Annotated in this window: 21 protein-coding genes; 13 read left to right on the forward strand and 8 right to left on the reverse strand. The window is 69.7% G+C overall.

Annotation, left to right across the window (positions count from 1 at the left end; genetic code table 11):
* Nucleotides 1-68: 68 nt before the first annotated feature.
* From AB3X07_RS11420 to AB3X07_RS11445, 6 genes are all read left to right on the forward strand, one after another.
* A complete protein-coding gene (locus tag AB3X07_RS11420) occupies nucleotides 69-572 on the forward strand; it encodes a hypothetical protein (protein ID WP_369938736.1) in 504 nt (167 codons plus the stop codon).
* Nucleotides 572-1030, forward strand: a complete 459-nt coding sequence (locus AB3X07_RS11425; protein ID WP_369938737.1) for an NUDIX hydrolase — start codon at nucleotides 572-574, stop codon at nucleotides 1028-1030. Before AB3X07_RS11420 ends, AB3X07_RS11425 begins: the two co-directional genes overlap by 1 nt.
* Nucleotides 1027-2172 (forward strand): tRNA 2-thiouridine(34) synthase MnmA, encoded by a 1146-nt coding sequence (gene mnmA / locus AB3X07_RS11430; RefSeq protein WP_369938738.1) that lies wholly within the window; start codon nucleotides 1027-1029, stop codon nucleotides 2170-2172. Before AB3X07_RS11425 ends, mnmA begins: the two co-directional genes overlap by 4 nt.
* Complete coding sequence (gene hflD / locus AB3X07_RS11435) at nucleotides 2169-2783, forward strand: high frequency lysogenization protein HflD (RefSeq protein ID WP_369938739.1); 615 nt, start codon at nucleotides 2169-2171, stop codon at nucleotides 2781-2783. Before mnmA ends, hflD begins: the two co-directional genes overlap by 4 nt.
* A 132-nt stretch (nucleotides 2784-2915) precedes the next feature.
* Nucleotides 2916-4106 carry a methyl-accepting chemotaxis protein gene (locus tag AB3X07_RS11440; RefSeq protein WP_369938740.1) on the forward strand — a complete coding sequence of 397 codons (1191 nt, stop codon included), beginning with the start codon at nucleotides 2916-2918 and terminating at the stop codon, nucleotides 4104-4106.
* 126 nt (nucleotides 4107-4232) lie between these two features.
* Nucleotides 4233-4514, forward strand: coding sequence for a hypothetical protein (locus AB3X07_RS11445; protein ID WP_369938741.1), 282 nt, complete (start codon nucleotides 4233-4235; stop codon nucleotides 4512-4514).
* A 168-nt stretch (nucleotides 4515-4682) separates the two neighbouring features.
* Here AB3X07_RS11445 and AB3X07_RS11450 read toward each other — a convergent pair whose 3' ends face one another.
* The 4 genes from AB3X07_RS11450 to AB3X07_RS11465 form a co-directional block, all read right to left on the reverse strand.
* A complete protein-coding gene (locus AB3X07_RS11450; protein WP_369938742.1) occupies nucleotides 4683-5606 on the reverse strand; it encodes an IS110 family transposase in 924 nt (307 codons plus the stop codon).
* A 306-nt stretch (nucleotides 5607-5912) separates the two neighbouring features.
* Complete coding sequence (locus tag AB3X07_RS11455; RefSeq protein ID WP_369938743.1) at nucleotides 5913-7232, reverse strand: AAA-associated domain-containing protein; 1320 nt, start codon at nucleotides 7230-7232, stop codon at nucleotides 5913-5915.
* A gap of 16 nt (nucleotides 7233-7248) precedes the next feature.
* Nucleotides 7249-9006 (reverse strand): ABC transporter permease, encoded by a 1758-nt coding sequence (locus AB3X07_RS11460; RefSeq protein WP_369938744.1) that lies wholly within the window; start codon nucleotides 9004-9006, stop codon nucleotides 7249-7251.
* A 643-nt stretch (nucleotides 9007-9649) separates the two neighbouring features.
* Nucleotides 9650-12439 (reverse strand): EAL and GGDEF domain-containing protein, encoded by a 2790-nt coding sequence (locus tag AB3X07_RS11465; protein WP_369938745.1) that lies wholly within the window; start codon nucleotides 12437-12439, stop codon nucleotides 9650-9652.
* Between the two features lie 196 nt (nucleotides 12440-12635).
* Between AB3X07_RS11465 and AB3X07_RS11470 the strand changes: the two genes are divergently transcribed.
* Nucleotides 12636-14735: a PAS domain S-box protein gene (locus tag AB3X07_RS11470; protein ID WP_369938746.1), complete on the forward strand. Its 2100-nt coding sequence runs from the start codon at nucleotides 12636-12638 to the stop codon at nucleotides 14733-14735.
* Nucleotides 14736-14739: 4 nt separating this feature from the next.
* On the forward strand, nucleotides 14740-16464 hold the full coding sequence (locus AB3X07_RS11475) for an EAL domain-containing protein (protein WP_369938747.1): 1725 nt from the start codon (nucleotides 14740-14742) through the stop codon (nucleotides 16462-16464).
* A gap of 161 nt (nucleotides 16465-16625) precedes the next feature.
* On the opposite strand, the gene AB3X07_RS11480 is transcribed toward AB3X07_RS11475, so the two are convergent.
* The 4 genes from AB3X07_RS11480 to flgA form a co-directional block, all read right to left on the reverse strand.
* Complete coding sequence (locus AB3X07_RS11480; RefSeq protein ID WP_369938748.1) at nucleotides 16626-17855, reverse strand: ATP-binding protein; 1230 nt, start codon at nucleotides 17853-17855, stop codon at nucleotides 16626-16628.
* A gap of 85 nt (nucleotides 17856-17940) precedes the next feature.
* Complete coding sequence (locus AB3X07_RS11485; protein ID WP_369938749.1) at nucleotides 17941-18285, reverse strand: flagellar protein FlgN; 345 nt, start codon at nucleotides 18283-18285, stop codon at nucleotides 17941-17943.
* A complete protein-coding gene (flgM, locus tag AB3X07_RS11490) occupies nucleotides 18282-18599 on the reverse strand; it encodes a flagellar biosynthesis anti-sigma factor FlgM (RefSeq protein WP_369938750.1) in 318 nt (105 codons plus the stop codon). Before flgM ends, AB3X07_RS11485 begins: the two co-directional genes overlap by 4 nt.
* Nucleotides 18600-18665: 66 nt before the next feature.
* Nucleotides 18666-19310 carry a flagellar basal body P-ring formation chaperone FlgA gene (gene flgA / locus AB3X07_RS11495; RefSeq protein WP_369938751.1) on the reverse strand — a complete coding sequence of 215 codons (645 nt, stop codon included), beginning with the start codon at nucleotides 19308-19310 and terminating at the stop codon, nucleotides 18666-18668.
* 355 nt (nucleotides 19311-19665) lie between these two features.
* Between flgA and AB3X07_RS11500 the strand changes: the two genes are divergently transcribed.
* The 5 genes from AB3X07_RS11500 (at nucleotide 19666) to flgE (ending at nucleotide 23550) form a co-directional block, all read left to right on the forward strand.
* Nucleotides 19666-20610, forward strand: a complete 945-nt coding sequence (locus tag AB3X07_RS11500; RefSeq protein ID WP_369938752.1) for a chemotaxis protein — start codon at nucleotides 19666-19668, stop codon at nucleotides 20608-20610.
* Nucleotides 20611-20779: 169 nt separating this feature from the next.
* Nucleotides 20780-21184 carry a flagellar basal body rod protein FlgB gene (gene flgB / locus AB3X07_RS11505; protein ID WP_369938753.1) on the forward strand — a complete coding sequence of 135 codons (405 nt, stop codon included), beginning with the start codon at nucleotides 20780-20782 and terminating at the stop codon, nucleotides 21182-21184.
* A gap of 2 nt (nucleotides 21185-21186) precedes the next feature.
* On the forward strand, nucleotides 21187-21594 hold the full coding sequence (gene flgC / locus AB3X07_RS11510) for a flagellar basal body rod protein FlgC (protein ID WP_369938754.1): 408 nt from the start codon (nucleotides 21187-21189) through the stop codon (nucleotides 21592-21594).
* Nucleotides 21595-21635: 41 nt separating this feature from the next.
* Nucleotides 21636-22301 (forward strand): flagellar hook capping FlgD N-terminal domain-containing protein, encoded by a 666-nt coding sequence (locus AB3X07_RS11515; RefSeq protein ID WP_369938755.1) that lies wholly within the window; start codon nucleotides 21636-21638, stop codon nucleotides 22299-22301.
* Between the two features lie 25 nt (nucleotides 22302-22326).
* Nucleotides 22327-23550, forward strand: coding sequence for a flagellar hook protein FlgE (gene flgE, locus AB3X07_RS11520; RefSeq protein WP_369938756.1), 1224 nt, complete (start codon nucleotides 22327-22329; stop codon nucleotides 23548-23550).
* The last annotated feature ends 52 nt before the right edge of the window (nucleotides 23551-23602 follow it).

Below are 23602 nucleotides of genomic sequence, written 5' to 3' on the forward strand. Positions count from 1 at the left end.
TTATATACGGCCGCTGTCGGACCGGATTGGACGATCGCCGGTCCTGCCCGCACAATTCCCCTTCTTTGATGGCGCAACGCATGCATTCGACGACTTTCCGCACCGCCGCCCTGCTCGCCGCGCTCCTGGCCGGCGTCGCCGCGCCGGCGCTGGCGGCGCCGGACCAGGCACTGGGCAAGCGCCTGCGGGCGATGGGCTACGACGTCCAGGCCGATGCCGACGGCGACTACCAGGTGCTGTTCGGGCTGCGCGAGCAGGGCCGCGAACGCCAGCAGCTGATCTACGTGCGCTCGCCGGTGGAGACCTTCGGCAGCCACCGGATCCGCGAGATCTGGTCGCCGGCCTACCAGGCCAAGGGCGACACGCTGCCGGCCGCCGTCGCCAACCGGCTGCTGGAGGATGCGCAGTCCGCCATCCTCGGCGGCTGGGTGCGCCAGGGCGGGACCGCGGTGTTCGTGGTCAAGCTGGCCGCCGATGCCGACGACACCGCCCTGCGCGAGGCGCTGGAAGCGGCCGCGCGCGGCGCCGACGCGATGGACGCCGAGCTCAACGCCGGCAAGGACGCGTTCTGATGGCGCTGGCGCCTGGCCCCTGGCAGCCGGACGTGACCGTGGCCACGGTGGTGGTGCGCGACGGGCGCCTGCTGCAGGTCGAGGAAGCGATCGGCGGCGCGCTGGTGCTGAACCAGCCGGCCGGCCACCTGGAACCGGACGAGAGCCTGATCGAGGCCGCGGTGCGCGAGACGCTGGAGGAGACCGGCTGGCAGGTGCGGCCGACCGCGTTCATCGGCGCCTATCAGTGGAAGGCCGACAACGGCCGCCACTACCTGCGCTTCGCCTTCGCCGCCGAGCCGGTCGCGCACGACCCGCAGCGTCCGCTGGACGAGGGCATCGTGCGCGCGCTGTGGATGACCCCGGCCGAACTGGAAGCCGCCGCGCCGCGCTGGCGCAGCCCGCTGGTGTGGCAGGTGGTCGCCGATTTCCTGGCCGGCAGGCGCTACCCGCTGGATCTGCTGCGGCAGTTGGCATGAACGGCGAGCGGATCATGGTCGGCGTCTCCGGCGGCGTCGATTCGTCGGTGGCGGCCTGGCAACTGGTGCAACAGGGCGCGGACGCGTCCGGCCTGTTCATGCAGAACTGGGCCGACGATGGCAGCGGCGATTGCCGCGCCGAGGACGACCGCCGCGACGCGGTGGCGGTCTGCGGCCGGCTCGGCATGCCGTTCCACTTCCGCGACTTCTCGCGGGAATACTGGCAAGGCGTGTTCGCCCACTTCCTGGCCGAGTACGCCGCCGGGCGCACGCCCAACCCGGACGTGCTGTGCAACCGCGAGGTCAAGTTCAAGCATTTCCTGGACGCGGCGCGCGAACTGGGCGCCGACCGCATCGCCACCGGCCACTACGCCCGAGTGGCCTTCGCCGAGGGGCGCTGGCGGCTGCTGCGCGGCGTGGACCGCAACAAGGACCAGAGCTACTTCCTACACCAGCTCGGCCAGGCGCAACTGGCCGCGACCCTGTTCCCGGTCGGCGAGCTGCCCAAGGAGCAGGTGCGGCGCATCGCCCGCGACGCCGGCCTGCCGACCCACGCGAAGAAGGATTCCACCGGCATCTGCTTCATCGGCGAGCGCGACTTCCGAGAGTTCCTCGGCCGCTACCTGCCGGCGCGGCGCGGCGAGATCCGCGACCCGCACGAGCAGGCGGTGGCCGAACATCCAGGCGTGTTCTATTTCACCCTGGGCCAGCGCGAGGGCCTGAACATCGGCGGCGTGCGCGGCCGCGCCGCCGCGCCGTGGTACGTGATCGGCAAGGACGTGGCGCGCAACGTGCTGTACGTCGACCAGGACCGCGACAGCCCCTACCTGATGTCCACCCGGCTGCACTCGGAAACCGCGCACTGGATCGCCGGATCGGCGCCGGCGCGGCGCTTCGACTGCACCGCGCAGACCCGCTACCGCCAGGCCGACGAGGCCTGCACGGTCGAGGTCGGCGACGACGGCACGCTGGCGGTGCGCTTCGCCCGCCCGCAGCGCGCGGTCACCCCCGGCCAGTCGCTGGTGCTGTACCAGGGCGAGGAATGCCTGGGCGGCGCCGTGATCGCCACCACCGATGCCCCGCTGGAACGCCGCCTGGCGACGCAGCAAAACTCCGCAGCACACGAGGAAACGATTCGATGACCGATCCCATGGACGCGCGCGTGCTGGCGCTGGCTGGCGTGGCCCAGGCCCTGCAGCAGGTCCGCCGCATCGCCGAGACCGGGCAGTCGGAAGCGTCGCAAGTGCGCACCCTGCTCGACAGCGTGTTCCGCACCGACGCCGCCACCCCGGAGGCGGTCTACGGCCGCGCCGGCGACCTCGCCCCCGGGCTGCGCCTGCTGCACAACTATTTCCGCAACCAGGGCCAGGACGAGGCGCTGCCGCGACTGGCGCTGGCGGTGCTGCAGCTGGAGCGGCGTTTCATCCGCGACGCCGACACCGGCGCCAAGGTCACCGCCGGCATCGCCCGGGTCGCGCCGCTGCTGGAGCGGCACGGCGACAGCGCGCACCCGGAGGTGATCGGCGCGCTGGGCCAGCTGTATGCCGACACCATCAGCCACCTGCGCCCGCGGGTCATGGTGCAGGGCAACCCGCACTACCTGGGCCAGGCCGGGGTGGTGGCGGAGATCCGCGCGCTGCTGCTGGCGGCGATGCGCTCGGCGGTGCTGTGGCGGCAGATGGGCGGCAGCCTGTGGGATTTCCTGCTGGCCAAGCGGCGCATGATCGAGGCGGCCGACCGCGCCCTGCGCTGAGCGCGGGCGCCGGCGGGCGCGCTTCTCGACGCAGGGCACGTTTCGCCATGCCGATGCGATCGATGCCACGCGGCGGCTAAAGACCGGGGGGGGACGGCCGATACAGCAATCGTGAATCTGCCGAGAACGTCCATGTACTCACGCCTCCTGATCCGTCTGGCCGCCCCGCTCGCCCTGACGTTGCTGTTCCCCATCGCCGCCGGCTTCGATTGGCCGGCCCCGGTCCGTTGGGCCATCCTCACCACGATGACGTTGAGCTGGCTGGGCTTCGCCGCCTGGACGGCCTACAGCCAGAGCCGGCGCTCGCCGGAGCAGTCCAAGATCATGCGCGAGCAGGATCAGCTGCTGTCGGAGCTGCGCAATTTCGTCGGCAACGAGATCGACGGCTCGCGCAGCGAGATCGAACGCGCCCGCGAACTGATCCGTCAGGCGGTCAGCGGCCTGGGCGGCAGCTTCGAGGCGATGAACCGCAAGTCGCGGCAGCAGAGCGTCGCGCTGGCCCGGATCGTGGACCGCGCCGGCGAAGACGGCGGCGCCGGCGTGGACGTGGCCCGCTTCGCCCAGCATGCCAGCCAGCGCATGGAGCAACTGGTGGAGGCGCTGGAGCAGGTCAGCGGCCAGAGCAGCGCCACGGTGCACTACATCGACGACATGTCGCAGCACCTGGACGGCATCTTCGCCCTGCTGGAGGACGTCAAGTCGATCGCCGACCAGACCAACCTGCTGGCGCTGAACGCGGCGATCGAGGCGGCGCGCGCCGGCGAGGCCGGTCGCGGCTTCGCGGTGGTGGCCGACGAAGTACGCAACCTGTCCGAGCGCTCGACCACCTTCAACGAGCAGATCCGCAAGCTGGCGCACAGCTCCAAGGACGCCATCGCCAAGGTCCGCGAGACGGTCTCGCACATGGCCTCGCGCGACATGGACCGCTCCCGCGAGGCGCGCGCCGAGGCCGCGGCGATGCTGGACAACGTGGCGGCGATCAACCACTCGCTGGGCGACGGCATGCGCGAGATCTCCGAATGCGGCCGCGCCATCGACAGCAGCGTCGCCGAAGCGGTGCGCGCCCTGCAGTTCGAGGACATCGCGACCCAGGCCCTGGGCGGCGTGCACACCCACCTGGACCGCCTGACCGCGATCAACCGCGAGGCCGTGGCGCTGCAGGAACTGCTGCATCGCAATGGCGGGGTGTTCGACAGCGAACTGGTCGAGGCCCTGCAGCGTGTCGGCAGCCGCCTGCGCGAGATGCGCGTGGAGTGGGAACGCCCGCCGCACAAGCCGGTCGCGCAGCAGAGCATGGGCGCGGGCACGGTCGAACTGTTCTGATCGGCACCGTGTTCTCCCCCGCCCCATGACACGACACGTCCCCGGTCCCGTCCGGGGCTTGTCGTTGCTGCCCCTCCCCGTTCGGCCGAGTCGATGCCTCTCCAGTCCCTGTCCCGAGTCGAGGCCATGTCCTGCGACGACCTGACCTCCGCGTGCCCCGCCCTGCCCGCTGCCACGCCGATCGCGGTGCGGCGCCAGCCGGGCAGCGCGTTGCGGCGGCTGGAACTGTTGGCCCAGGCGGAACTGCGACAGATGCTGGGCGCGCGCGCGCAGGCCGGGGCCACCGGCATCGCCGATCCGGTCTGGGCCGGCCTGGCCTGGGACATGGGCCTGAACGGCAGCGCCATCGCCGCGGCCGGCACGGCGGCGCCGTTGCCCGCCTACGCGGCGCTGTCCGATCACGACTGAGCCGCGCCGTCCGCCGCTGCGCCGTTCGATGCGGCAATGGATTTTGATTGCGATCGCGGCGCGCGGATCGCTTAGATGACGCCTCGCCGCGGAGCCGAGACCCTCATGACCGCCTATTGCCTGCGGGCTCGACACGTAACCTGATGCTGCATTTGTAGGAGTCAACTGTCATGCAGCAGCGATGACGGGAGGCGCGTAAGAAGCCTGATCGCGCGCGATGGCATTGAGCCAGCGTAGGTACTTGTGCATGCAGGCGACGATGGCGACCTTGGCCGGTTTGCCGGCCGCTTGCAGGCGCGCATAGGTTTGGGCCAAGGGGGATTTGGCGCGGATGCTGGCCCAGGTGGCCATGTACAGCGCGCGGCGCACGTCGCTGCGCCCGCCTTTGATGCGGCGCTGGCCTTGCCAGCGGCCGCTGTCGTGATTGAACGGCGCCAGCCCGACCAGGGCGGCCAGCTTGCGCGGCGGCAGCGTTCCCAGTTCCGGCAGGCGTGCGGCCAGGGTGGCGCGCAGGATCGGCCCCAGCCCCGGCACCTTGGGCAGGGTCGAACACGCGTCGGCCTGCTGCTGAAGGTCTCGCTTCAGCGCATCGCTCTGCCGCTTCAGTAGGTCGATCGCTTCCTGGCAGTGGCGCCGCACCTCCGGGCTGGTGATGTGCTCCAGACGCCGCCGCAGGGCGTCGTGCTGGCCGACCAGAGCATTGCGCAGATCCAGCAGTTCGCGCAGGTGCTGCAGGTGCTCGGGCAACACGTCCGTCGGGGGGGCCACAATGGCTTGGGCTGTCACGGCCAACAGACGCGCGTCCAGGGCGTCGGTCTTGGCCTTGATGCCCAGCGCCTTGGCCAACGCACGTGGGCGCTGCGCACACATCCGCACCGCCGGCAGGTTGGCCTGCCGCAGCGTCCGCAGCACCTCATGTTCGTAGCCGCCGCTGGCTTCCAGCACGATCCGTTCGCACTCCAGCCTCGCCAGACGCTGGACCAGCTCAACGCGCCCTTGCGGCGTGTTGGGCTGGGTCCAGGCCAGTCCGTCCGGCAGCACATGAATGACCAGTTCGGCCTTGGCAACATCGATCCCGACAAAGCGCCGCATAGACGTTCTCCGCAGTAGACTTAGGGTCGAGAGCGCTCCTGCCAATGCCCAGGCTTGTGATGTTCGAGCTCCCGGCTCAGGCAACTGTTCGGGCTTGTCAGGCAGGAGAACCGGGGTGCGGCGGCACTGACTCCTACTCGTGCTCGCTTGGCACTGCGGCTTAACGGCCTGCCGCACCCCGCTCTCACCTTCAACGATAGACCCTCTTTTGACACAAGCGGCTTCAGCCGCGACAGGCACTTTCCGAAGCTGCCTGTCGCGGCTGAAGCCGCTCCTACAGAAGCCGTAGGCGCCCGCGCGGCTGCGTTAGCTCGGATTCTCCAGCGAGAACAGATCCGCCTGCTTGTCGTAGGCGAAATACTCCGCATAGCGCGCCCAACTGGTCACCGCCTGCACGGTCTCGGCCGCGTAGGCCTCGGACATGTGGTCTTCCAGTTCGTCGCGGAAGCGCCGTGCCGGCGCGTGATGGCTCGGGCGTTCGTCGAGCACGCGGCGGATGTGCGCGGCCAGCGGCACGTAGGTGGCCAGGTGCTGGGCGAACAGTTGCTTGCGCGCATCGGTGCCGAGCTCGGCGAAACGCTGGCCGGCCGGGGTCAGTTGCAGGTCGCCCTGCTCGAATACCGCGAAGCGCAGCAGTTGCAGGGTCTCGGCGATCGGGAACAACTCGTCCACCTCCAACTGCAACCCGGCCGCCAGCGGCGGCAGGTCGGCGCGGCCATGGTAGGGCTCGGCCGCCACCGCCTCGATCAGGCCGGCCAGCAGATTGCTCGACACGCGCGGCAGCACCATCGCGATGCCGCTGCCCGGGAACACGCCCTCGCGCGCCTGCGGCCGCTGCGGGCTGGCGGTCATGCGCGCGTAGATGTCGTCGACCAGGGCGCGGAACGCCGGCGCCAGGCGGTTGCGCGGCTGCGGCAGGGTCACCTGGATCTCGCCGATCACCCGGCCTGGATTTGCGCCGAAGATCACGATGCGGTCGCACATCAGCACCGCTTCCTCGATGTTGTGGGTGACCATCAGGATCGACTCGATCGGCATGCGCCCTTCCGACCACAGGTCGAGCAGGTCGGTACGCAGGGTCTCGGCGGTCAGCACGTCCAGCGCCGAGAACGGCTCGTCCATCAGCAGCAGCTTGGGCCGCACCACCAGGGCGCGGGCTAGGCCGACGCGCTGGCGCATGCCGCCGGACAGTTCCTTCGGATAGGCGCCCTCGTAGCCGTCCAGGCCGATCAGGTCGATCGCCGCCAGTGCGCGCCGGCGGCGTTCGTCGGCGGCCACGCCGCGCGCCTCCAGCCCCACTTCCACGTTCTGCAGCACGGTCAGCCACGGGAACAGGGCGAAGCTCTGGAACACCATGGCGATGTCGTCGATCGCCTGAGCCGGCGTGGCGTCGCGGAACGCGATGCTGCCGGCGCTGGGCTGCAGCAACCCGGCGATGGCGCGCAGCAAGGTGGACTTGCCGGAGCCGGAGCGGCCGAGCAGACCGACGATCTGGCCCGAGTGCAGGGTCAGGTCGACGTCGTCCAGCACCACCAGCGGCGTCGCCCCGCCCTTGTCGTAGCTCTTGCGCACGCCCTGCACGCGGACCAGCGGGGCGCGCTCGGGCGCGCTTGCGGAAAAGGTCATGGTCGTCTCTCCAGGATCAGTCGAAGCGCAGGCGGCGTTCGGCGAAGGCGTACAGCCGCCGCCACACCGCACGGTTGAAGAAGGTCACGAACAGCGCCATCACCGCCACGCCGAGCAGCACCCGCGCGCCGTCGCCGGCGGCGGTGGCGCGGGCGATGTAGGACCCCAGTCCGTAGGCCTGCACCTGGGTATCGCCCCAACTGGCCAGTTCGGCCACGATGCTGGCGTTCCACGAGCCGCCGGAGGCGGTCAGCGCGCCGGTGATGTAGTACGGAAAGATCCCCGGCAGGATCACCCGCCGCCACCAGGTCCACGAGCGCAACTGGTAGACCGTGGCCGCCTCGCGAAGGTCGGTGGGAAACGCGCTGGCGCCGGCGATCACGTTGAACAGGATGTACCACTGCGTGCCGAGGATCATCAGCGGCGACAGCCAGATGTTCGGGTTGGCGCCGGTGGCGACGATCGCCAGCACCGCGAACGGGAACAGCACGTTGGCCGGGAACGCGGCCAGGAACTGCGCCAGCGGCTGCACCCGTTGCGCGATGCGCGGACGCAAGCCGATCCACACGCCGATCGGCACCCACACCAGGCTGGCCAGCGCGATCAGCACCACCACCCGCGCCAGCGTGACCAGGCCGCCGCCGAACGCCTCGGTCAGGTCGTGCAGCCCCAGGTGCCGGCGCCCGTAGTCGAACGCGAACCAGGCCGCGGCCAGCGCCGCGATCGCCAGCGCCGCGCTCCACGCGCGGTCGCCCCAGCGGCCGCCGCCGATGCCCTGCCCCGACGTGGCCGATGCCGGGCGCGCCTGCCGCGGTGCCCAGCGCAGCAGCAGGCTGCGCTGCCACAGCCAGGCCAGCGGCGCGACCAGGCGCTTGGCCAGGCGGGTGCGCCGCAGCAGGTCGTACAGCCACGACTGCGGCTTGTCCTGCGAGGCGGTGAGTTCGGCGCGGAACTTGTCCGACCAGGCGACGATGGGCCGGAACAGCAACTGGTCGTACAGCACGATCAGCACGCCCATCGCCAGCACCGCCCAGCCGACCGCGGCGAAGTCGCGCTGCGCGATCGCCAACGCCAGAAAGGCACCGATGCCGGGCAATTCGAGGGTGTGGTCGCCGACGGTGATCGCCTCGGAGGCGACCACGAAGAACCAGCCGCCGGACATCGACATCATCATGTTCCAGATCAGCGCCGGCGTCGCATACGGCGCTTCCAGCCGCCAGAAGCGCTGCCATGCCGAGAAGCCGAAGCCGCGGCTGACCTCGTCCAGGTCGCGCGGCACGTTGCGCAGCGACTGGTAGAACGAGTACGCCATGTTCCAGGCCTGGCTGGTGAAGATGGCGAAGATCGAAGCCAGCTCGGCGCCGATCTGGCGGCCGGGAAACAGGCCCAGGAAGAAGGTCACGGTGAAGGTCAGGAAGCCCAGCACCGGCACCGACTGCAGGATGTCCAGCGCCGGCACGATCACCCGTTCGGCGCGGCGGCTCTTGGCCGCCAGCGTCGCCACCACGAAGGTGAACAGCAACGAGGCGGCCATCGCCGCGAACATGCGCATGGTGGTGCGCAGGCCGTATTCGGGCAGTTGCCACCGGTCCAGCGACACCGCGGCGGCGCCCTGCGGCGGCAGCGGCGCGCGCATGTCGGCGGCGCCGTGCAGCAGCAGCACGCCCAGCGCCAGCAGCAGCGCGAAGACCGCCAGGTCGTGCAGGTTGGGCAGCACGCCGGGACGTGCGGCGACGGCGCCAGGCGCATTGCGGTCGCGGGGAGAGAACACCATGGGCAGCTTCCGGCTGGGAGGCGGCGATGCGCCGCGTGTGGATGGGCGATGAGGGGCGTGGACGGGCGCGCGGTCTGGCGACGGCGCGCACGGGTCAGGCGTCAGCCGGTGCTACGCCAGGCGTGCGTCGCGCGATCCGGCGCCGTCACCGCCGACCACGCGGCGCGACGTGGGATGCGCTTGCGGTTCCCCCATCGGCGGTCGGCCATGCGGCTTGCCATCGGCAGAACGCGGCAGCTTCGCCGTTGCAGACGCAGCGGCCCGACCGATGTGCGGCAACAGGCCACGGCGCGCACCGATGCAGGGGCGCGACGGGCGCAAGGCGACAGCGATGACAGATGCATGGGCGGCTCCGGACTGCGGAAAACGCCAGGGCGACGCTCGGAGGTCCTCGCGGATCGGGCATGCGTACTGCGGAAACATCGCGCCAGCGCCGCGGCGGCGGTGGCGAACGGTCCCGTCCTGAGCGGACGGGACCGGCTGGGACGAACCCAGACCTTGGCGGTCCTGTCAGCTCAGCAGCTGCAGCGTCGGTCTAGGATGACTGTCCAAGGTAGTGGCCTCTGGCCGTTGCGATCGGCGCGCAGTATAGCCAGCAAATGCGGCACCGCAATGACGCGCGGCGAACCGGCGCGGCCGGCGTTCACTGCGCAGCAAGCACCAGCCGCGGCTGGGTCGCCGGCAGCGTGTTGTGGCGGGCGCGCAACCAGGCCGCCAGTTCGCGCGGCGGCAGCGGCCGCGCGTGCAGGTAGCCCTGGATCTCGTCGCAGCCCTGCTCGCGCAGCAGCGCTTCCTCCTGCACGGTCTCCACGCCCTCGGCCACCACCTGCATGCCCAGCGCGTGGCCCAGTTGCACGATCGCCTGGGTGACCTTGGCGGTGCCGCTATCGTGCAGCATGTCCTGCACGAAGCTGCGGTCGATCTTCAGTCGCTGCACCGGGAAACGGTTGAGGTAATGCAGGTTGGAGAAGCCGGTGCCGAAATCGTCCACTGCCAGCAGCACGCCTTCCTGCTCGAACAGCTCGAAACAGCGGCGCAGCGATTCGGTGTCGCGGATCAGCGCGGACTCGGTCAGTTCCAGTTCCAGCCGTTTCGGCGACCAGCCGTTGCGCAGGCACAGCTCGATCACCCGCTCGGCGAAGCCGCGGTCGCGCAACTGCATCGCCGAGACGTTCACCGAGATGCGGTCGAAGCTCAGCCCCGCCGCGTCCCAGGCCGCGGCCTGGCGGCAGGCCTCGTTGATCACCCAGTCGCCCAGGCGCACGATCTCGCCGCATTCCTCGGCGATGGGAATGAATTCGGCCGGGTTGCAATGGCCGTGACCGGGCCGGTGCCAGCGCAGCAGCGCCTCCACCCCCGGCGCGCGTTCGCCGGCGGCGTGCACCAGCGGCTGGTACACCAGCGAGAATTCCTCGCGGTCCAGCGCGCCGTGCAGCGCGTGTTCGATCTCCAGGCGCCGCTGCGCGCGCAGCAGCACGTCCTGGCTGTAGTAGTGGCAGGTGTTGCGGCCCGATTCCTTGGCCGCGTACATCGCCGCGTCGGCGGCGCGCAGCAGGCTGTCGAATTCCTGGCGTCCCTCCTCCATCAGGGCGATGCCGATGCTGGCGCCGATCTTGATCACGTTCTCGCCGTTGTGCAGCGGCTCGGCCAGCGCCGCGATCAGCTTGCGCGCGACATGCCCGGCGTCGCCCGGCTCGGCCAGGTCGCGCAGCACCACCAGGAATTCGTCGCCGCTGAAGCGCCCGAACAGGTCGCTGGTGCGCAGCTGCTGGTGCATGCGCGTGGCCGCCAGCTTCAGCAGCGCATCGCCGGTGGCGTGGCCGAAGGAATCGTTGATGCTCTTGAACCCGTCCAGGTCCACGAACAGCATCGCCAGCGTGCTGCCGCGCTCCACCGCCTCGTGCATCGCCTTCTCGGCCTGCTCGCGCAGCAACTGCCGGTTGGGCAACCCGGTGAGCAGGTCGTAATGGGCCAGCAGTTCGATGCGCTCGGAGGCCTCGCGTTCGCGGGTGATGTCGCGGAACAGCACCACGAAGCGCGGCGGCAGGCCCTCGCGGTCGTCCAGTTCGATCAGCACCTGCACCCACACGCGATGCCCGGACGGCCGGTGGAAGCAAAGATCCAGCTGTTCCGGCAGGCCGCCGTGCAGGATCCGCGCCAGCGCCGCCTCGAACGCGTCGCGCGAGTCCTGGGTGTACAGGGCCAGCGCCTGGTCCAGGTCGATGTTCTCCTTGCGCAGGCCGTGGATGCGGTAGCACTCCTCGGTCCACTGCATGCGCCGGGTACCGACCTCGATCTCGCAGCCGCCGATCTTGCCCAGCGCCGAGACGCGGTTGAGCAGTTCGGTGCGCCAGCGGATCAGCGCGTCGGTCTGGCGCTGCTCGGTGACGTTCTGCACCTGGCCGAGCACGCGCTGGATGCGCCCGTCGGCGTCGGCCTGCGGTTGCGCCCAGACCCGCAGATGCAAGGGCGCCTCGGCGCCGCGCACCAGTTCGACCTCGAAATTGGCCTGCTTGCCGTCGCGCTGCATGCGCCGCCAGATCGCCAGCACCTGCGTGGCCGACTCGCGGCTGAGCAGGCGCAGCCAGCCGCGGCTGCTCGGCACCTGGTCCTCGGCCAGCCCGGTCACGCTGAAGAACTCGCGCGACCACCAGACCCGGTTCTGCGGCGGATCCCATGACCAACTGCCCATCCGGGTCATGCGCTGCGCCTCGCGCAGCAGGGTCTGCTGGTCGCGCAGGCGCTGCTCGAGCAGCTTCTGTTCGTGGATGTCGGTATGCGTGCCGACCATGCGCAGCGGGCTGCCGTCGGCGGTGCGCGCGACGATGCGGCCGCGGTCCAGGATCCAGCGCCACTGGCCGTCCTGCTGGCGCAGCCTGAATTCGCACACGTAGGTCGCGGTGCGGCCCTCGAAATGGGCGCGGATCGCCTCGCGCAGGCGCGGCTGGTCCTCGCTGTGCACCATCGGCAGCAAGGTGTTGAGGCCGTACTCCGGCACCTCGCCGGCGTAGCCCAGCATCTGTTTCCAGCGCTCGGAATGGAAGATCGTGTCGCTGGGGATGTCCCAGTCCCACAGGCCGTGCCCGGCGCTGTCCAGGGCGATTTCCCAGCGCGTGGCGCCGTGGCAGTCGACCGGCTCGGGCACGCTCAGGGTGTAGGCCAGCAACGCGCCGGCCTCGTCGCGGACCGCGCGCAGCCAGCCGTCCAGGCGCCGCCCGGCGGTGCCGGGCAAGGCGCAGGCGAGCATGCCCTCGCCGTCCAGCACGCGTTCGCGCACGTCGCGCATCAGCTCGGCATAGGCCTCGACGGTTCGCGGCAGCTCCAGCGCCTGCGCGGCCCGGTTCGCGGCCAGCGGCCGCCCTTCGGCGTCCAACAGGACCACAGCCGAGGTGAGCGGATGCTGCAGCAAGCTTGCGATGACGCCTTGATCCACGCCGAGGTGCTCCGTTTCTACCGCGCTGAGGGCCGGCGGACGAAGGTGATAACGGCACCCGTCGGCATTAATTGAGCGCGCCGCGGACCGGACCGGGCCGCGCGCCGGCCGCCGGGCGCGCGCATGCTGGGCCGCGACGAGCGCTTGCCGCTAAGATGGCGGCCGATCACTACCGCCGCACCGGGGCTGTCGGGGCATGCAACCACAACGCGATCACACCCCGGCCCGCCCGTCCTCGGACCTGCGCCTGGCGCAACGGCTGGACCGCGGCATCTGGCGGGCGGCGCTGCTGTACCTGCTGCTGGGCCTGGTCTGGTCGCTGGGCAGCGACCTGCTGCTGATCAGCCTGGTGGACGACCCGCGCACGCTGGCGATCCTGAACCTGGTCAACGACGCGGTGTTCCTGCTGCTGACCGCCGTGGCCCTGTACTTCCTGTTGCGCCCGCTGGTGCGCGGGGCGACGCAGGTGCACGCGCAGCTGGCGCTGTCCGAGGACGGCTACCGGCAGATGTTCCAGGCCAATCCCAGCCCGATGCTGGTCTACGATCCGGACACGCTGCTGGTGGTGGACGTCAATCCGGCCGCGGTCGCCTTCTTCGGCTGGCCGCACGACAGCTTCGTCGGGCTGGACCTGGCCCGGCTGTGGCCGCCGAGCGCGGCCGAGCGCATGGGCGAGGTGATCCAGGCGATCCGCGAGACGCCGTCCAAGGTCTGCGTGGTCGCCGAACCGCTGCGCCTGCGCGACGGCAGCCTGCGCATGGCCGAGGCGCGCAGCAGCAGCCTGGACTACCGGGGCCGCAGCGCGCGGCTGGTGGTGATCAGCGACCGCAGCGCCGAGCACGACGCGCAGCAGCGCCGCGACCAGGCGCTGCTGCGGCTGGAGGAAGCGCAGTCGATCGCCCGCCTCGGCTCCTGGCAACTGGACCCGGCCAGCGGCCTGGGCCGCTACTCCGACCAAGTCTACCGGATGCTGGGCCGGCGCGTGCCGGAGCAGCCGCGCCAGCACCGCCTGGAAGAACTGCTGGTGCCCGCCGACCTGGCCTCGCAGGCGCGCATCCAGCGCCTGATCGAGGACCTGTGCGGCCCGGCGCCGGTGCACCTGGACATGCTGCTGCCGGTCCTGGCCGCCGACGGCCAGGCGCGGATGGTGCACCTGCGCGCCGAGACCGGCCGCGACGACAGCGGCGCCCCCTGCGTGCGCGGCACCCTGCAGGACGTGACCGAACACGAGCGCTCGCGGCGCCTGCTGCACGAACGCGAGGAGCAGTTCCGCGAACTGGTGCGGGTGCTGCCCGACGGGGTGGCGATCCTGCACCAGGAACACGTGCTGTACGCCAACGCCGCCTGCGCCGGCCAGTTCGGCTATGCGGGCGAGAACCTGCTCGGCGAACCCTTGCAGGCGCTGGTCCATGCCGGCGACCTGCAACAGGTGCGCGAGCAGATGCGCGACCCCGGCGACAAGGGCGAGCGCGCCACGGCCACGCGCATGCGCCGCCGCGACGGCTCGCTGTTCCATGCCGGGCTGTCGTTCGGCCACGTGCGCTACAGCGGGCGGGACTGCAAGATGCTGGTGGTGCGCGACCTCAGCGAGCCCGAGCGCATGCGCGACGCGCTGGCGCTGAGCAACCGCGAACTGCAGGCGATGGCGCGGCGGCTGTTCTCGCTGCAGGAGGACGAGCGCCGTGCGATCTCGCGCGACCTGCACGACGACATCGGCCAGGCGATCACCGCGATGAAGCTGTCCGCACACGCGGCGCTGGACGAAGCCGACCCCGAGCGCCGCCGCGAGGACCTCGAGGAGATCGTGCAACTGGCCGACAGCAGCATCACCAAGCTGCGCAACCTCTCCACCCTGCTGCGCCCGCCGCAACTGGACGCGCTGGGCCTGGAAGCGGCGCTGCGCTGGCAGGCGGGCATGTTGTTCCGCGCCTCGCCGGTGCGCCTGCAGATGGACATCGCCGCGCTGCCCGAGCGGCCCAGCGGCGAGGTCGAGCAGGCCTGCTTCCGCATCGCCCAGGAAAGCCTGACCAACGTGCTGCGCCACGCCTGCGCCGGCGAGGTGCGCATGACCCTGAGCGACGAGCAGCACCGGCAGCTGCGCCTGGAGGTGGTCGACGACGGCGACGGCTTCGATCCGGCCGGGCCGCGCGGGCTCGGCCTGATCGTGATGCGCGAGCGCGCGCAGAGCGCAGGCGGTACCCTGCAGATCGATACCGCGCCCGGCGCCGGCACGCGGGTGACGCTGTGCCTGCCCTACACCACGGCGACGACGCCGACGCACTCACCTGGACCTTGACTCGATGTGGAATCCCGCTGCCCCCGCGCACACCGACGACGAACTGCCGTCGCGCTTGGGCGCCGGCCACCCGGCGCTGACCGGCATGATCGCCGAGGCGCTGGCCGGCGGGCCGGGGGTGATGCTGCTGCACATCGACATCGACCATTTCGCCTCGATCAACGAGAACATGAGCGCGGAAGTGGGCGATCACGCGCTGGCACTGCTCGCCCAGCGCCTGCAGGCGCATCTGCGCGGGCGCGGGCTGCTGTGGCGGCACGGCAGCGACGAACTGGTCATGGCGGTGCCGCGCAACGCCGACGTGCCGCCGCCGGAGGCGTTCGCCGAGGAGATCCGGCAGCAGATCGAACTGCCGCTGTCGGTGCTGCCGTACACCTTGTTCATGACCGGCAAGATCGGCGTGAGCCTGTGTCCGGAGCATTCCACGCGCCTGTCGACCCTGCTCGACTTCGCCGAGGATGCGGTCTACCAGGCCGCGCGCGAAGGCGGCAACCTGGTGCGCTTGTACGCCGCCGACGGCCCGCCCAGCGCGCACAGCGAGAGCATCATCTCGCGGCAGATCGTCGACGCGATCCCCAACGGCGAACTGCGCCTGCGCTACCAGCCGATGGTCAGCGCCCGCGACGGCCGCGTGGTCGGCATGGAATCGCTGCTGCGCTGGCAGTCGCCGACCCTGGGCATCCTGGTGCCGGAACGGTTCATGCGCACCGCCGAGCGGCTGGGCGTGATCGTGCAGATCGGCACCTGGGTGATGGAGGGCGCGCTGCGCCAGGCGCGGCTATGGCGCGACCAGGGCTTCGACGACTTCACCATCGCGGTCAACGTCTCCACCCTGCAGTTGCTGCGCCCGACCTTCTTCAACGAAGTGATGTCGGCGCTGCAGGCCGCTGGCGTGCCGCCGCAGATGATGGTGCTGGAGATCAACGAAAGCGCGCTGACCAACAACGTCAACTTCGTCCACGAGACCCTGGCCAACCTGTGCCGCGAAGGCATCAGCCTGAGCCTGGACAACTTCGGCACTGGCGATTCCAGCCTCAGCGCGCTGGTGCGCTACCCGGTGGACAAGCTGAAGATCGACCGCAGCTTCATCAAGAGCGCACCGGCCGGCAACCGCGAGGCGGCGATCGCCCGCGCCATCATCGCGATGGGCCACCAACTGGGCATGGTGGTGATCGCCAACGGCGTCGAATCGCAGGCGCAGTTGGGCTTCCTGCGCCGCAACGACTGCGACATCTTCCAGGGCTACCTGTTCGGCGAACCGATGTCCGCCGAAGCCGCGGGCATGGCCCTGCGTCGGCGTTACCTGCGCCCGGAATCGTTCACCGAGACCCGCCCGGACCGCACCCTGCTGCTGCTGGACGACGAGGAAAACGTGCTGCGCTCACTGGTGCGGCTGTTCCGCCGCGACGGCTACCGCATCCTCGCCGCGGGCAACGTCCGCGATGCCTTCGACCTGCTCGCCACCAACGACGTGCAGGTGATCCTGTCCGACCAGCGCATGTCCGACATGAGCGGCACCGAGTTCCTGGGCCGGGTGAAGATGCTCTACCCCGACACCATCCGCCTGGTCCTGTCCGGCTACACCGACCTGGCCACCGTCACCGACGCGATCAACCGCGGCGCGATCTACCGCTTCCTGACCAAGCCCTGGAACGACGACGAACTGCGCGAACACATCCGCCAGGCGTTCCGCACGCACGACGAACAGCGGCGGGATGCTGGGCCCTGACGGGCCGGGAATCGGGAACGGGGAATCGGGAATGGAAAAAGCCGCATCGCGGCTTTTCGTTCTTCAGATCAGTTCATTGAACGGGGGTGGGATGCGCAGGAAAAGAACGGCGAACGTACACCCGCTTTTCCCATTCCCGATTCCCGATTCCCCATTCCCAGCTACTTCGGCTGCCGCACCGGAATCACGATCCGGAACGTCGAGCCCTCGCCCACCACGCTGGTGACGTCGATACGGCCGTGGTGCTTGTTGATGATGCCGTAGGAGATCGACAGGCCCAGGCCGGTGCCGCTGCCGACCGGCTTGGTGGTGAAGAACGGGTCGAAGATGCGCTGCAGCAGGTCCGCCGGAATGCCGGCGCCCGAATCCTTGAACTCGATCCACACCTCTTCGCCGTCCTGGCCGGTGCTGACCACGATGGTGCCGCGCTCGCCGATCGCCTGGCCGGCGTTGAGCAACAGGTTCATGTACACCTGGTTGAGCTCGGACGGCAGGCACTCCACCAGCGGCAGGTTGCCGTAGTGGCGGTCCAGGGTGACCTTGTACTTGAGCTCGTTCCAGATGATGTTGATCGTGGACTCGAGCCCGGAATGCAGGTCCACCAGCTTCCAGGATTCCTCGCGGCCGGAGTAGGAGAAGTCCTTGAGGTCGCGCACGATGCGCGTCACCCGCTCGATGCCCTCGCGCGACTCGGCCATCAGTTGCGGCAGGTCGCGGCTGATGAAGTCGATGTCGAAGCGGTTGCGGATGTCGTCGATTTCCGGGATCAGCGCCTTCGGATCCGGCGCGCGCAGGGCGCGCTCGTAGGCTTCGATCAGGGTGAACAGGCTGCGCAGGTATTCCTGCAGGCTGCCCAGGTTGGAGTGAACGTAGCCGATCGGGTTGTTGATCTCGTGCGCCACGCCGGCGGCGAGCTGGCCGATGGAGGCCATCTTCTCCGACTGCAGCAGCTTTTCCTGCGCGCCGTTGAGGCGCAGGTAGGCCTGACGCAGTTCGGCATGGCGTTGCTGCAGTTCCTGTTCGTAGTCCTGCTGGCCTTCGATGCCCTGCAGCAGCGCCAGGTAGTGGCCATCGGCGTCGTCGCCATGGAAGTACAGGTGCGCCAGCACCACGTGCTCCTCGGTCGGCAGGCTGCCGCTCCAGCGGCCGTTGCTCCGCGCCTGCGAGCGCGCATCGTCGGGCAGCCATTGCGCCAGGCGTTCGCCCAGGGCGTGGTCGTCGACGCTCTCGGCATTGCACAGGTGGCGGCGCGCGGCGCGGTTGGCCAGCAGCAGGCGACCATCGCGGCGGAACAGCACCAGGCCTTGGTCGACCAGCTCGCTCAGGGCGAGCAGGCGCGCGCGCGACGGCAGCGGCACCGCATCGGTGTACTGGGGATCGGCAAGATTCACGACAGGCAACGGGTAACTAGCGGACGCTCAATATACGCCGATGCCCTCGCCAGGTGCGACGCCGGCCGCCGCCGACAGGGCGGACTCAGGCGATCGCCAGGTGCCGGCTGGTGCGCAGCGTGCTGGACTGGCCGTTGGCGTCGTAGGACGAGGAACTCTCGCTGCGGCCCAGGTGGCGCAGCGCCCAGTTCACCTCGCGCCGCCGCCGCGACAGCAGCGCGCCGTTGGCGCGGTTGGCGTCGGCCAGTTCGCGCAGCAGCGATTCGGCCTCGGCGCCGGCCGGCACATCGGCCTCCAGCGCGCGCAGCGCCGCCAGCTTGTCGCTGGTCGCCTGCATCAGGCGCTCGACATTGTGATCCAACAACGCCTGCCGTTCGCCGGCGAGCGCGTCGCTGAGCTGCTGCAAGGGGTTGGTCACGGCGGCGTTCATGCGCTGAGCTGCTTGTCCAGGTCGAGCATACGGTTGGCGATGGCGTCGGGGTTGATCTTGTAGCTGCCGTTCTGCAGCGCGCTGCGCACCGCATCGACGCGGTTGCTGTCCACCGCCGGCGCGGCCGACAGTTCGCGCTGCAGGGTCTGCAGGCCGGAGGCCTCGCCGGTCAGGCGCAGGCTGTCGGCGGCGGCCGAGGCATCCACTGCTCGCGCCTTCCCGTCCTCGGACGCACCGGTCGCCGCCTTGGTATTGACGGACGTGGTGCGAAGCGCGGCCTGGCTGGGCAAGCTCCCTTCGATTTTCTGGCTCATGGCGGAAATCCTGTTACGGGTTCGGTGTAGGTAACGGCCCTACACCCCCGAACTTTAGGCCGGATCTCACCGCGTCACTAAAACGTCGCCATTCTGTGACACAGTTCCCTGAATGACGCGACGTGAAGACAGGTTTTCGACGGTCACCCGCTCGTTCTCGCCGCCATCGCTGAGCGCGCGGCCCGCCATCCGCACTTCCAGGGCGCCGTTGCGCGCCACCAGCGCCACATTGTCGCCGCGCCGCACCAGCCGCTGCGCGACCAGGTCGCTGGACGACAACAGGCTGCCGGCCTGCAGGGTGCGCCGGACCACGCGGCCGATCGCCACCGCCGGATCGGTCATCGCGGCGCCGACGATGCGTGCCGCGTCGCGCTGCTCGGAGACGATATCGGTGGCGCCGACGGTCTCTCCAGCGGCCAGGCCGCGGCTGAGCACCAGCACGTTCTGCAGGCGCCGCACCTTGACCGGCACGAACAGGCGCCAGCCGGCCTCGCGCGGGCAACTCACCTCGACCGTGGTGGTGCCGGTCGGCTGCGCCTGCAACGGCACCGGGCACAGCGGCACCCGCACCGAGGGGTCCAGCGTCGCCTCGGCGGTCGCGTCCGGGCCGAGCGTGGACAAGGCCGCGGCGCGGATCGAGTCCACCGTCTGGAATTCCGCGGCCCAGGCGGGCAGTGCCGCGAGCAGGACCACTAGCAGGATCAGGCGCATCGCCATGTCTCGGAGAGAAGGTTCGCCATGCCAATGCAAAGCCCGTGCCGCACCCACGGATAGCGCGCTGGGAGCGGCATCTCCGACGGCAGTGCGATGCGGCGACTACGCCAAGGCCATTGCGGGTCGACACCGGGCCTCGGATCGCGCCAGATCCCAGACGCGGCACCACTAATAAGGCCGCGCCTGGCGATAGTGCCCCCTGACTGGCTTGCAAGAGCGCCGTCCTGCCTTGCTCGACGCAGTAGCCGTCGTCTGCGTGCGCGCGCCTTCGCACGCCCCACGCCCCGGCCTGGTCACGCGCGCCGCCGACTTGGCCCTCAAGTTCCGCCGCGCAGGCGCCGATATGAACGCCATGAGTCATGACCTCCTCAACCGAATCGACCAGCGCACCCGCTTGGCGGGCCACAACCGGCTTGCCCTGCTGCTGTTCCGGCTGGGTGGTCGTCAGCTTTTTGGCGTGAACGTCTTCAAGGTGCAGGAAGTGTTGCGCCGGCCGGAGCTGTTCCAGGTGCCGGGGCTGCCACTGCAATTCTCCGGCGTCGCCGACGTGCGCGGCCGCTCGGTACCGGTGCTCGACCTGGGCCTGGCGATCGGCCACCCGGAACGCGAGACGCAGGCCGACAAGGCGCCCGGCTACCTGGTGGTCACCGAGTTCAACCGCTCGGTGCAGGGCTTCCTGGTCAGCGGCGTGGAGCGCATCGTCAACATCGCGGTGGAGGACATCCATCCGCCGCCGGAACTGGGCGCCGAATCCAGCTACCTGACCGCGGTGACCCGTTTCCAGGGCGAGCTGATCCAGGTCATCGACGTGGAGAGCGTGCTGGCCGATATCGCCCAGACCCGGGTCGAGGCCAATCTCGATCCGTCGCTGGCGCTCACCGGCGCGCAGCTGCAGGTGCTGGTGGTGGACGATTCGCGGGTGGCGCGGCAACAGATCCGCAGCGTGCTGGACCAGCTCGGGGTCGGCGCCACCCTGCTCTCCGACGGCCGCCAGGCCCTGGACCACCTGTTGCAGATCCACGCCAGCGGCGAGAATCCGGCCGACCGCTACGCCATGGTTATTTCCGACATCGAGATGCCGGCGATGGACGGCTATACGCTGACGACGGAAATCCGGCGCCACCCGGGCCTGGCCGGCCTGTACGTGCTGCTGCACACCTCGCTGTCGGGCGTGTTCAACAACGCCATGGTCGAGCGCGTCGGCGCCAACGCCTTCGTCGCCAAGTACAGCCCGCACGAGCTGGCCGACTACGTGCTGGCGCGCCTGCGGGTGGTCGCCGAGGCCCAGGTCGCCTAGCTCCGCGGCTCCGGCGCGACGCCGGAGCCTGCGCACGTGGCGACGCGGATCGCCCGATCCTCCCTGTCGTGCAGGGGAACCGCCCCCCAATCCACTGCGCGATCGCCGGCCACCCCACTTTTGGCACAGGCCTTGCCTGTTCTCCTGCAACGAACCGCGGGAGCGCGCCATGTCCAATCTGATTTCATCCTACCTGGGGGTCCACGGCGACGCCCTGCCGCTGCGCGAGCAACGGATGAAGCTGATCGCCAGCAACCTCAGCAACGTCGACACCCCGGGCTACAAGGCCCAGGACCTGGATTTCGACGCGGCCATGCGCGCCGCCCAGGGCCAGCGCGACGGCAGCCAGATGCAGGTGACCGACAGCCGCCACATCGCCGTCGGCGGCACCGCCAACGGCCTCAACCCGTTCCAGATCACCCGCGAGGCCGCCCAGCCCAGCCTCGACGGCAATACCGTCGACGCCGATGCCGAGCGCGCCGCTTACGGCCGCGCCGCGCTGGAATACCGCGCGTCGCTGAGCTTCGTCGAATCCAAGGTGCGCGGCATGCTCACCGCGATCACGGGTCAATAAGCATGAGCAATCTACCGATCTTCGATGTCGCCGGCTCCGCGCTGCAGGCGCAGTCGGTGCGCCTGAGCACCATCGCCAGCAACCTGGCCAACGCCGACTCGGTGGCCGGCTCGGCCGAGGCCGCCTACAAGCCGATCGAACCGATCTTCCAGGCGGTGCGCAATCCGCACGACAGCAGCCTGACCGGGGTCAACGTCAAGGAAATCTCGCAGAGCAAGGATCCGCCGCTCAAGCGCTACGAGCCCGGCCATCCGCTCGCCGATGCCGACGGCTACATCTACTCGCCGGACGTGGACCCGGTGTCGCAGATGGTCAACCTGATCTCCGCCTCGCGCAATTACCAGGCAGGCGTGGAAGTCCTCAACACCGCCAAGGAACTGGCGTTGGCCACCTTGACCATGGGCCGCTAAGCGCCCCTCCCTCCCGCCGCCTCCCGGCCTAGGACGTCCCAATGAGTACCGTCAACAGCGACATCTATTCCAGCCTCGGGCTGACCGCCTCCAGCGCCAGCAAGCCCAAGACGTCGGCATTGAACCAGGCCGACTTCCTGAAGCTGATGACCGAGCAGTTGCAGCACCAGGATCCGCTCAAGCCGATGGACAACAGCCAGATGGTGTCGCAGATGGCGCAGCTGTCCACCGTGCAGGGCATCGGCGACCTCAACAAGACGGTCACCGCGCTGTCCGATTCGATGGGCACCGACCAGATCCTGCGCGGCGCGCAGCTGGTCGGGCACAAGGTGCTGGTGCCGTCGGCGACGATGCCGCTGGGCGCCACGGGCGGGGTCGACGGCGTGATCGCCGCGCCCGGCGCCGGCATCGTCAACCTCACCGTCAGCGACGCCAACGGCAACGCGATCAAGCAGATCAGCGTCAGCGCCAGCAAGGCCGGCGAGGTCAACTTCAACTGGGACGGCACCGACGTCAACGGGATCCGCCAGGCCGCCGGCAAGTACACCGTCACCGCCACGCATACCGACAGCCAGGGCGCCAACACCACGCTGTCCACCTACGTCCAGGCCCCGGTCGAGAGCGCCACCATCGGCTCGGACGGGATCTATCTCGATCTGACCGGGCTGGGCACCGCCCCGCTCGCCAACGTGCTCCGCGTCAGCTGAGCCGGCCAATCCACAGGAGTCCATCATGGGTTTCAATACTTCGCTGTCCGGCATCAAGGCGGCCAACTCCGACCTCAACGTCACCGCCAACAACATCGCCAACGTCAACACCACCGGCTTCAAGGAATCGCGCGCCGAGTTCGCCGACCTGTTCTCCACCACCGGCTACGGCCTGGCGCGCAACGCCATCGGCGCCGGCGTGCGGGTGAGCAACGTGGCCCAGCAGTTCTCGCAGGGCAACGTCGACCCGACCGGGCGCAACCTGGACCTGGCGATCTCCGGCGAAGGCTTCTTCACCCTGACCAACAACGGCGCCAAGGTCTACTCGCGCGCCGGCAACTTCCAGACCGACGCCAACGGCTATGTGGTCAATCCGCAGGGCGCCAAGCTGCAGGTGTTCCCGCCGGCGGCCAACGGCAACGGCTTCGCGGTCGGCACGCTGACCGACCTGCAGTTGCTGACCACCGACAGCTCGCCCAAGCAGAGCGGCATGGTGAACCTGATGTTCACCCTGCCCGGCAACGCCAGCCAGCCGACCGTGGCCACCTTCTCCCCGAGCGACGCCAACAGCTACAACCACTCCACCGGCGGCATCACCGTCTACGATTCGCTGGGCGTCAGCCATACCCAGACCTCGTACTTCGTCAAGACCGCCAACCCGAACGAGTGGCAGGTGCACAACTATGTCGACGGCGTGGCGGTGGGCACGCCGAGCACGCTGCAGTTCGATGGCAACGGCAAGCTCACCTCGCCGACCGACGGCCGCATCGCGCTGAGCACGTTCACTCCGAGCACCGGCGCCGGCACGCTCAACCTGACCCTGGACGTGAGCGGTTCGACCCAGTACGGCGAAGCCTTCGCCCTGCGCGATGCGCGCCAGGACGGCTACGCCAGCGGCAAGCTCAACTCGATCAGCATCGACGCCAACGGCGTGGTCTACGCGCGCTACTCCAACAACGCCGACAAGGCGCTGGGCCAGGTGGCGATGACCAACTTCGTCAACCCGCAGGGCCTGAGTTCGCTCGGCGACAACGTGTGGGCGGAAAGCTCGGGCTCGGGCAATGCGCGCACCGGCGCCCCAGGCACCTCGGACTTCGGCGGCATCCAGTCCGGCGCGCTGGAATCCTCCACCGTGGATCTCACAGAACAGCTGGTCAACATGATCGTCGCGCAGCGCAACTTCCAGGCCAACTCGCAGATGATCTCGACCCAGGATCAGGTCACGCAGACGATCATCAATATCCGTTGATGAGCGCCGGGAATCGGGAATGGGGAGTCGGGAATCGTAAGCGCGGTTCCCG

Source organism: Xanthomonas sp. DAR 35659 (genome assembly GCF_041242975.1).
Lineage (GTDB): Bacteria > Pseudomonadota > Gammaproteobacteria > Xanthomonadales > Xanthomonadaceae > Xanthomonas_A > Xanthomonas_A medicagonis.

Bases quoted from the DNA above. Each gene is read 5' to 3' on its own strand.
- AB3X07_RS11420 (WP_369938736.1), top strand. From the start codon at position 69: ATGGCGCAACGCATGCATTCGACGACTTTCCGCACCGCCGCCCTGCTC.
- AB3X07_RS11425 (WP_369938737.1), top strand. From the start codon at position 572: ATGGCGCTGGCGCCTGGCCCCTGGCAGCCGGACGTGACCGTGGCCACG.
- mnmA (WP_369938738.1), top strand. From the start codon at position 1,027: ATGAACGGCGAGCGGATCATGGTCGGCGTCTCCGGCGGCGTCGATTCG.
- hflD (WP_369938739.1), top strand. From the start codon at position 2,169: ATGACCGATCCCATGGACGCGCGCGTGCTGGCGCTGGCTGGCGTGGCC.
- AB3X07_RS11440 (WP_369938740.1), top strand. From the start codon at position 2,916: ATGTACTCACGCCTCCTGATCCGTCTGGCCGCCCCGCTCGCCCTGACG.
- AB3X07_RS11445 (WP_369938741.1), top strand. From the start codon at position 4,233: ATGTCCTGCGACGACCTGACCTCCGCGTGCCCCGCCCTGCCCGCTGCC.
- AB3X07_RS11450 (WP_369938742.1), bottom strand. From the start codon at position 5,606: ATGCGGCGCTTTGTCGGGATCGATGTTGCCAAGGCCGAACTGGTCATT.
- AB3X07_RS11455 (WP_369938743.1), bottom strand. From the start codon at position 7,232: ATGACCTTTTCCGCAAGCGCGCCCGAGCGCGCCCCGCTGGTCCGCGTG.
- AB3X07_RS11460 (WP_369938744.1), bottom strand. From the start codon at position 9,006: ATGGTGTTCTCTCCCCGCGACCGCAATGCGCCTGGCGCCGTCGCCGCA.
- AB3X07_RS11470 (WP_369938746.1), top strand. From the start codon at position 12,636: ATGCAACCACAACGCGATCACACCCCGGCCCGCCCGTCCTCGGACCTG.
- AB3X07_RS11475 (WP_369938747.1), top strand. From the start codon at position 14,740: ATGTGGAATCCCGCTGCCCCCGCGCACACCGACGACGAACTGCCGTCG.
- AB3X07_RS11485 (WP_369938749.1), bottom strand. From the start codon at position 18,285: ATGAACGCCGCCGTGACCAACCCCTTGCAGCAGCTCAGCGACGCGCTC.
- flgM (WP_369938750.1), bottom strand. From the start codon at position 18,599: ATGAGCCAGAAAATCGAAGGGAGCTTGCCCAGCCAGGCCGCGCTTCGC.
- flgA (WP_369938751.1), bottom strand. From the start codon at position 19,310: ATGCGCCTGATCCTGCTAGTGGTCCTGCTCGCGGCACTGCCCGCCTGG.
- AB3X07_RS11500 (WP_369938752.1), top strand. From the start codon at position 19,666: ATGAGTCATGACCTCCTCAACCGAATCGACCAGCGCACCCGCTTGGCG.
- flgB (WP_369938753.1), top strand. From the start codon at position 20,780: ATGTCCAATCTGATTTCATCCTACCTGGGGGTCCACGGCGACGCCCTG.
- flgC (WP_369938754.1), top strand. From the start codon at position 21,187: ATGAGCAATCTACCGATCTTCGATGTCGCCGGCTCCGCGCTGCAGGCG.
- AB3X07_RS11515 (WP_369938755.1), top strand. From the start codon at position 21,636: ATGAGTACCGTCAACAGCGACATCTATTCCAGCCTCGGGCTGACCGCC.
- flgE (WP_369938756.1), top strand. From the start codon at position 22,327: ATGGGTTTCAATACTTCGCTGTCCGGCATCAAGGCGGCCAACTCCGAC.